Origin of the sequence: Pseudomonas sp. Pseusp3 (assembly GCF_047304225.1) — a bacterium.
GTDB classification, from domain to species: Bacteria; Pseudomonadota; Gammaproteobacteria; order Pseudomonadales; family Pseudomonadaceae; genus Aquipseudomonas; species Aquipseudomonas fluorescens_CD.
The window spans coordinates 1-7,492 of sequence record NZ_JBGLYV010000169.1 but is presented as its reverse complement, the minus strand read 5'-3'; the positions used below and the strand labels follow the sequence as shown (position 1 = coordinate 7,492).

The following is a 7,492-nucleotide window of genomic DNA, read 5'->3' as shown; positions in this document are numbered from 1 at the left end:
AGAGTAGGTCATCGTCAAGATTAAATTCCGAAACCCCTATCTGCATCTGCAGGTAGGGGTTTTGTTTTTGTCCCCCCAATCCCCTGTAGGAGCGAGCTTGCTCGCGAAAAAACCGAGCGCACCGCGGGGCCTCAGGTTTCCCGCGTCATCGTTAACGTCCATCGCGAGCCAGCTCGCTCCTACAACTGATCCTTTTCGCAGTTAACCATCCACGACACACCAAAACGGTCGACCAGCATGCCGAAGCGCGCCGCCCAGAACGTGGCCTCCAGTGGCATTTGCACGGTGCCGCCGCCAGCCAGCGCATTGAAGACCCGTTCGGCCTCGGCAATGCTGTCGACGTTGAGTGAAATCGAGCAGGCGCTCATTTTATCGACGGGGCGATCAGGTGTGGTATCCGACCCCATGATGGCCTGATCGCCCACTATCAGGCGGGTATGAATGATCAGGTTGTGCAGATCCTTGGGGACATGCCCAGCGGCAGGGGTTTCACCGAAGGACAACATGGCTTCGAGCTGGCCTTGCAGGCACTGCGCATAGAACGTGAAGGCGTCTTTGCAGTCGCCGTTGAAGATAAGGTAGGGATTGATTTTCATGGTCGGCTCCAGGTGCTCAAGTGCACACATCGGTTTGGACGCCGGGATTGTCGGCGAATTCCGATTGTGTCGAGCCGACAAGCAAAGCGCTAAATCGTCGCTGGAGCCTGGGTTTCTTTAGACGTTTTTTCTATAGGCCGCGCCAGGCTTATCGCCTCCGGCGCACGCCGCGGCGCAAGCACGCGTTCGATGGCGCCGCTGACCATGCTCTCCAGCAGCTCATCACGTTCCTGCTCGTCCAGCACATGGGGCGTCAGCCAACTGGGCGCGCTGTTGAGCAGGGCGCCAATGGCATGTCCGGCGGCCAGCAGGCCTTGCTCGCTGAAACGGGACTTCGCGCCCAGCATCTTCAGCAGCGTGCGTTCGTATTGCTCGCGCAATTGCCGGACCCGAGCCTGTTGCTCTTCGTTCAGGCAACCGCTGTCGCGCTCCACCAGGCGAAAATGCCAAGGCATCTCCCGATGCAGATTCAAGTGCGCGCGGATCAGGCTGTTGAGCTTGTCGCGTTTGGCCGGCGCTTTCTGCTGAATGCGCCCCAGGGTGGCCAGCAACTCCTCGTAGAACTCCTCGATCAGGTCGAGCAGCAGATGCTGTTTGCTGGGGTAATGGTGATACAGCGAGCCTGGGGAGAGCCCCAGGCTCGTCGCGAGCTCACGCATGCCGACCTGGCCGAACCCCTTGCAGGCAAACAGCTCCAGGACCTTGTCCCGGTACTCGGCAAAGCGCGAGCAACGCTCAGGCATAGGCATGGAAGCCGCGCCCCGTTTTGCGCCCCAGGTAACCGGCCGCGACCATTTCCTTGAGCAGCGGCGCGGGGCGATATTTGCTGTCGTTGAAACCGTCATAGAAGGCTTCGAGGATCGACAACAGGGTATCCAGACCAATCAGGTCCGCCAGGGCCAACGGACCGATAGGCTGATTGCAACCCAGACGCATGCCAGCGTCGATGTCTTCGGCGCTGGCCAGGCCTTCCTGGAACACCAGGATCGCTTCGTTGATCATCGGCACCAGGATCCGGTTGACCACGAAGCCCGGACGGTTGCCGGCGGTAATCGCGGTTTTGCCAAGGGTGGTCGCCATGTCCAGCGCCAGTTTGTGGGTCGCGTCACTGGTTTGCAGGCCGCGGATGACTTCGATCAGGCCCATCACAGGCACCGGGTTGAAGAAATGCAGGCCGATGAAGCGCTCGGGCTGGCTGACACTGGCGGCGAGTTGAGTGATCGACAGCGACGAGGTATTGGAGGCAATCACGCATTCGCTGCTGACTTGCGCGGCGATCTGTTGCAGCACACGCAGTTTCAGGTCGAGATTTTCCGTCGCCGCTTCGATGACCAACTGCGCATTTTGCAGACTGCTGTAGTCGGTGCTGGTGCGGATTTTGTCGAGGGCGGCCTGTTTCTGCTCCTGCGTCAGGGTTTCCTTGGCGATCTGCCGGTCCAGATTTTTACCGACTGTTGCGACGGCTTTTTGCAAAGCGCTTTCGGAAATGTCGAGCAAGGTCACGTTGAAACCGGCCATGGCGCAGACTTGTGCAATGCCATTGCCCATGGTGCCCGCACCAATCACCCCGATGTTTTGCAGATTCATGTTCCCATCCTTCGATCAAACCCTGCGATACCTTGGCCGCGACGGCAGCCGAAGGCGTACTATTGCCGCGAGTCTAGAGCCGGCAGGGCCGTTGTCCTATGCCAAAACTGTTCAACGGCAATGATGTTTTTTGCCATTCGGGTGATGAGAGAGAAGCGTACCAATGCGGGAAAAGGACTCGGTTGCCGCCTATTTCGTGCAGGCAATGATCCATGGGCTGAGGGATGATCCGCAGCGCGTGACGGCGATGCTCGAACAGGCGGGCATTGATCCGGCGGTCATGAACGAACCCACGGCGCGGGTGCCGGCCAATGCGTTTGCCGCCTTGTGGCTGATTCAGATCCGCGAACTCGATGACGAGTTTTTCGGGCTCGATTCCCATGGCATGCCGCCGGGCAGTTTCGCCCTGATTTGCCGAGCACTGATTCAGGAACCCGATCTGCACAAGGCCATGCGTCAGTGCCTGGCCAACTTCGGGTTGTTCCTGCGCGATTTTCGCGGCTCGCTGGCCGTACGGGGCAAGCGTGCGGTCATCAGCCTGGAAACCTGTTCGACGGACAACGACGCCAGCCGGTTTGGTGAAGAAACGTTCCTGGTGTTGATGATCAGTCTGATGTGCTGGCTGGGCGGCCGGCGCATTCCCATAGACCGCGCGCACTTCCGCCATTCGCGCCTGTCGCTTGGCGACGACCGTCTGCTTTGGGGCCCCAACCTGACCTTTGGTGCCGAGCGCACCGAAATCGAATTTGCCAGCCATTACTTGCGCCTGCCGGTGGTTCAGGATCTGGCCTCGCTGAAAGTGTTTCTGCGTACCGCGCCGCAATGGCTGGTGATCCGCTTCCGAAACCAGCATGGCCTGGCCTCGCAGGTTCATCAGCGCTTGCGCGGCAATCATTACAGTGAATGGCCGACGTTGCAGGCCTTTGCCCTGGAACAGCATCTGAGCCCCAGCACCTTCCGCCGCAAACTGGAGCGTGAAGGCTGCTCCTATCAGGAGATCAAGGACGAAGTACGGCGCGGTGTGGCCTTCGAGCAATTGCGTGAGAGCGATGCGAGCATCAGCGATATCGCCGAGCGACTGGGGTTCCAGGAACCCAGCGCCTTCCATCGGGCATTCAAGAAGTGGACCGGGGAAAGTCCGGGGCGCTATCGGGCCCGTTATCAGGGGGAGCGGGGCGCAGAAGCGACCAACCTTCAGGAGTCCTGCGAGCCCTGAACCAGCGCCTGTCCGGCCACCTGATGGGGGCTTGCCTTCAGCAAGCCATCAAGTGCCTGGCGATACTGGCTGCCACCCAGGCTCATGCTGTTGTTGTGTGTACCGCCGGGTATCAGCAGCAGGCGCTTGGGTTCATGGGCGGCATTGAACAGTTGCTGGCTGAATCGTGAGGGCATGAACGGATCAGCCAGGCCGTGCACCACCAGCAGCGGCATATCGATGTCGACGATCTTGTCGATTGAGTCGAACTTCTGCGACAACAGCCAGCGCACTGGCAACCCGCTCATCGGCAGGTTGTTGTTGGCCACCTCCGCGACCGCATCGCCCAACGAGGTGAAAGAAGACTCGATGACCAGACCGCGCACCGGCACCGGGACGTGCTGCTGCTTAGCCTGTGCAGCCAGGCCAGCCGCGAGTTCGATGGCCACTGCACTGCCCAGTGAGTGTCCGTAGATCAGACGCTTGCTGGCATCCGGTTGCATCGCGACAAAGCGTTCCCAGGCGACGTGCGCGTCTTCATACACACTGGCTTCCGAGGGCAAATCGCCTTTGCTCTGACCGAAGCCACGGTAGTCGATGGCCAGCACCGAATAGCCCATGGCCCGCAATTGCTCGATGCGAAACGCCTGGCCCGTGAGGTTCCAGCGCACGCCATGCAGGTAGAGAATTGCCGGCGCATCGCGGCGGGCGGCCGGCCACCACCAGGCATGCAGGTTTTGCCCGGCCTTGAAGCTGGCGGGCTGGATATCGAATTCCTGAACGTCCTGCGGCAAGCCGCGATACCAGCCTGCCGTGCCCGGTTCGATGCGGAACAGCAACTCGCGCTCTTTGTATTTGAGCGCCCCACAACTCACCGGCAAGCCGACGACCAGCACGGCCATGCACAGCAACGACAACCAGCGTCGGCGCAAGAGAGCGAGGAGGGGAGCAGACATCGGACGGTCCATCAGAATGGGAAGCACGGGTTTTAACAGATGAACCCGTGCACCAGGAGATTTTTCCGACCACCGTTGAGGCGCAATGGTTAAACGTCGCTGCCTGCCGAAGTTGGCACCGGCTCAGTCCACCCGCAGGACAATCTTGCCGATGTGCTCTCCCGCTTCCATCCGCGCGTGGGCCTGTGCCGCTTCAGCGAGTGGGTAAACCTGGTCGATCATCGGCAGGCAGCGTCCGGCAGTCAGCACCGGCCATACGTGTTCGTGCAGTTGTCGGGCGATGGCGGCTTTTTCTTCCCCGGTTCTTGAGCGTAACAGGGAGCCGGTGACAACGGCGCGTTTGGCCATGATCGCCAGCAAGTCGACATCCCTGGCGTAAGCACCACCGAGGAAACCGAGCATCACCAGGCGACCTTCCAGGGCCAGGGCGGCCACATTGTTGTTGAGGTACGAGCCGCCCATGATGTCGAGTACCACGTTGACGCCCTGGCCCGCGGTTTTTTCCGCGATGACCTGCACAAAGTCCTGATCGCGATAGTTGATTGCCTCAGCGCCCAATTCGCAGATCGCTGCGCATTTTTCTTCACTGCCGGCGGTGGCGAATGCTTCGATGCCGAGCTCGCGGCACAGCATCAACGCGGTGGTGCCGATGCCGCTGGTGCCACCGTGGATCAACACACGCTGACCCTGGCGTGCACCGCCAAGACCGAACAGGTTGGCCCACACCGTGAAGTAGGTTTCCGGGATGGCCGCCGCCTGCAACCAGTCCATGCCTTTGGGGATCGGCAGGGCCTGACTGGCCGGGACCACGCAGTATTGCGCGTATCCGCCGCCATTGGTCAGGGCGCAGACCTTGTCACCCGGCGCAAACTCGCTGACGCCCGCGCCAATCGCCACCACTTCACCGGCCACTTCCAGTCCCGGAATCGGGTTCATGCCGGGTTTCAACGGGTATTTGCCGGCCCGTTGAAGCGCGTCCGGGCGATTGACCCCGGCGGCGTGCACGCGGATCAGAATCTCGCCGGCCGCTGCAACGGGCACAGACGCCTGGCGCGGTTGCAGGACGTCGGGGCCACCGGGTTCGGTGATTTCGATCAGGGTCATGGTCTGGGGCAGTGTCATTTCATATACCTGTATTGAGTGTTAATGATTCGGAAGAACGGCTGAGCAGTCGGCTGCCAAGTTCCAGCAACAGCGCTACAACAATGGCACCGGCGGCGATCACGAACATCAAGGCATGCTGGCCGCCACTGGCGTTGAACAGCGCCGAATAAGCGAACCCGGAGAGGGCCTGGAAGGTAGCGAACGAAACGGTGGCACGACTCCAGGCAACCTGTTGCCGGTGATGCTCCGGGATCAGCTCATGCACCCGCGCCAACGCCAGCGGCACGATGCCTGGCGGGAAGGAGCCGAGGATCACCGCCAGTACAGCCAGCGCCGCGAACGAACTGCTGATCGATAGCAGGCCAACCGCCAGCGCCTGCACCACCAGCACGATGCGGATACCCGTTTTCGCGCCCAGTTGGTCGGCCAGAAAACCGTAACTGACTGGCCCGACAATTGCGCCGAGGCCATACATCACCCAGATCAGCGCGCCGACATGTGCCCCGGCGTTGAGCCCGCGGGCGACGTAATCCACCAGGAACACCATGGCCGGCACCAGCCCGGCCGCCATGAACGCGTATTGGGCGAACAGCAGGTAAACGCTCGGGTCGGTTGGGCTCGACGACGATGCATTCGACGGCGCAGCGGCCGTCGGGAGCGTGGCGGTTGGCCAGCCAAACCAGCTGGCAGCGGTCAGCACCAGGGCCAGCAAGCCAAGGCCGAACCAGGTTTGCTGCAAGCCGAGGCTCAGCAGCGGCGGCACGATCGTCCCCGACCCGGCAATGCCCAGGCCGATGCCCAGGAATATCGCGCCGCTGGCCAGGCCTTTGCGGGCCGCCGGCACGTGGGGCAATACGGTTGCCGCCACCAGGACCATGATCGCGCCACCGGCAATCCCCGACAGCAGGCGCCAGCCAAAGAACCAGCTCACCGACAACGGAAAACCACAGGCGAAAAACGCCAGCGTCACCGCCAGCATCATCAGGCGCAGGGCGGTCTTGTTCGAGGTCCGGCGTGCCAGCGGATGGCCGATCAGTGCGCCGATCAGGTAACCCACCAGATTGGCGGCACCGAGGTACACCACGTCGCTGGCGGAAAACCAATGAGCCTGGATCAGCGATGGTATCAACGGTGTATAGGCGAAACGCGCCAGGCCGATGCTGACCAGGCTGGCGCAGAGGCCGGCGAAGATCGGCAGCCAGATCGCGCTGCGTGCAGGGGTAACCGGAGGCGATGAACTGTGCATGTGCATTGTCCTGTGGGGTGACTCAGGCTTTCAGCATATCGACATTCATCGAAGCGTTAATGCAGCGATTGCGCGCTATGCTGATGCGTAATTGCATCATCAGGAGAGCGTTATGAATTGGGATGACGCCCGGGTATTTCTCGCGGTTTGCCGCGAATCCACCTTGCGTGGCGCGGCGCGGGTGTTGGGGGTCGATCAGGCCACGGTCGGCCGGCGCATCACGGCGCTGGAGAAGTCATTGAGCGCGACCTTGTTCCTGCGCACCTCCGAAGGTTACGCGCTGACGGCTGTTGGCGAAGCGGCGCTCAAGGCGGTGGAGAAGATGGAACATTCGGCCCTGGAGCTGGAACGCCGGATCCAGGGCCTGGACGATCGCTTGAGTGGCACGGTACGCGTCAGTACCACCGATACCCTGGCGATTGATTTCCTGATCCCGGCGATTGCCCGCCTGCATCGACAACACCCGGATGTACGGGTGCAACTGGACGCCACCACACAGATTCTCAGCCTGGCCAAACGCGAGGCGGACATCGCCGTGCGTAACACCCGACCGGACAACCCGGACCTGATCGCCCGGCGCATCGCGCGCTGGCCGGTGGGGCTGTATGCCTCGCAAGCCTATGTCGATGCCCACGGCGTACCGGAGCCTGGCTCGGCGTTCGCCGGGCATGATCTGGTGGTGTATCAACCGTACTTGCAGGGCAACAAAGACCTGACGCTGGTCTCTGAGCCGGTGGCGCGCGGGCGGATTGTCGCGAGCCTCAGTTCCAGCCTGCTGGTGCGCCGTTCGATTGCGGCGGGGATCGGG

General features: G+C 61.7%; 8 protein-coding genes. 2 read left to right on the top strand and 6 right to left on the bottom strand.

From position 1 onward, the window contains the following. Positions 1 to 179: 179 nt before the first annotated feature. From ACCD00_RS29550 to ACCD00_RS29540, 3 genes are all read right to left on the bottom strand, one after another. The gene (locus ACCD00_RS29550) at positions 180 to 596 is read right to left on the bottom strand and encodes a VOC family protein (RefSeq protein ID WP_413428753.1); all 417 of its coding nucleotides are present in this window, start codon (positions 594 to 596) and stop codon (positions 180 to 182) included. Positions 597 to 685: 89 nt separating this feature from the next. Next, complete coding sequence (locus tag ACCD00_RS29545; RefSeq protein ID WP_413428752.1) at positions 686 to 1,345, bottom strand: TetR/AcrR family transcriptional regulator; 660 nt, start codon at positions 1,343 to 1,345, stop codon at positions 686 to 688. After that, positions 1,332 to 2,183 (bottom strand): 3-hydroxybutyryl-CoA dehydrogenase, encoded by an 852-nt coding sequence (locus tag ACCD00_RS29540; RefSeq protein ID WP_413428751.1) that lies wholly within the window; start codon positions 2,181 to 2,183, stop codon positions 1,332 to 1,334. The genes ACCD00_RS29545 and ACCD00_RS29540 overlap by 14 nt, the downstream gene beginning before the upstream one ends. 163 nt (positions 2,184 to 2,346) lie before the next feature. On the opposite strand from ACCD00_RS29540, the gene ACCD00_RS29535 reads away from it, so the two are divergent. Then, the gene (locus ACCD00_RS29535) at positions 2,347 to 3,399 is read left to right on the top strand and encodes an AraC family transcriptional regulator (RefSeq protein ID WP_413428750.1); all 1,053 of its coding nucleotides are present in this window, start codon (positions 2,347 to 2,349) and stop codon (positions 3,397 to 3,399) included. On the opposite strand, the gene ACCD00_RS29530 is transcribed toward ACCD00_RS29535, so the two are convergent. From ACCD00_RS29530 to ACCD00_RS29520, 3 genes are all read right to left on the bottom strand, one after another. Continuing rightward, on the bottom strand, positions 3,378 to 4,334 hold the full coding sequence (locus ACCD00_RS29530; protein ID WP_413428749.1) for an alpha/beta hydrolase: 957 nt from the start codon (positions 4,332 to 4,334) through the stop codon (positions 3,378 to 3,380). The genes ACCD00_RS29535 and ACCD00_RS29530 overlap by 22 nt on opposite strands. A 123-nt stretch (positions 4,335 to 4,457) precedes the next feature. Further along, on the bottom strand, positions 4,458 to 5,456 hold the full coding sequence (locus ACCD00_RS29525) for an NAD(P)H-quinone oxidoreductase (RefSeq protein WP_413428748.1): 999 nt from the start codon (positions 5,454 to 5,456) through the stop codon (positions 4,458 to 4,460). Between the two features lies 1 nt (position 5,457). Then, the gene (locus ACCD00_RS29520) at positions 5,458 to 6,684 is read right to left on the bottom strand and encodes a YbfB/YjiJ family MFS transporter (protein ID WP_413428747.1); all 1,227 of its coding nucleotides are present in this window, start codon (positions 6,682 to 6,684) and stop codon (positions 5,458 to 5,460) included. 112 nt (positions 6,685 to 6,796) lie between these two features. On the opposite strand from ACCD00_RS29520, the gene ACCD00_RS29515 reads away from it, so the two are divergent. Beyond that, positions 6,797 to 7,492: LysR family transcriptional regulator (locus tag ACCD00_RS29515; protein WP_413428746.1), on the top strand; the 696-nt coding region annotated here is incomplete at its 3' end.

Excerpts from the sequence above, each read along its gene's own strand:
- ACCD00_RS29550 (WP_413428753.1), bottom strand. The coding sequence starts at position 596 with ATGAAAATCAATCCCTACCTTATCTTCAACGGCGACTGCAAAGACGCC.
- ACCD00_RS29545 (WP_413428752.1), bottom strand. The coding sequence starts at position 1,345 with ATGCCTATGCCTGAGCGTTGCTCGCGCTTTGCCGAGTACCGGGACAAG.
- ACCD00_RS29540 (WP_413428751.1), bottom strand. The coding sequence starts at position 2,183 with ATGAATCTGCAAAACATCGGGGTGATTGGTGCGGGCACCATGGGCAAT.
- ACCD00_RS29535 (WP_413428750.1), top strand. The coding sequence starts at position 2,347 with ATGCGGGAAAAGGACTCGGTTGCCGCCTATTTCGTGCAGGCAATGATC.
- ACCD00_RS29530 (WP_413428749.1), bottom strand. The coding sequence starts at position 4,334 with ATGTCTGCTCCCCTCCTCGCTCTCTTGCGCCGACGCTGGTTGTCGTTG.
- ACCD00_RS29525 (WP_413428748.1), bottom strand. The coding sequence starts at position 5,456 with ATGACACTGCCCCAGACCATGACCCTGATCGAAATCACCGAACCCGGT.
- ACCD00_RS29520 (WP_413428747.1), bottom strand. The coding sequence starts at position 6,684 with ATGCACAGTTCATCGCCTCCGGTTACCCCTGCACGCAGCGCGATCTGG.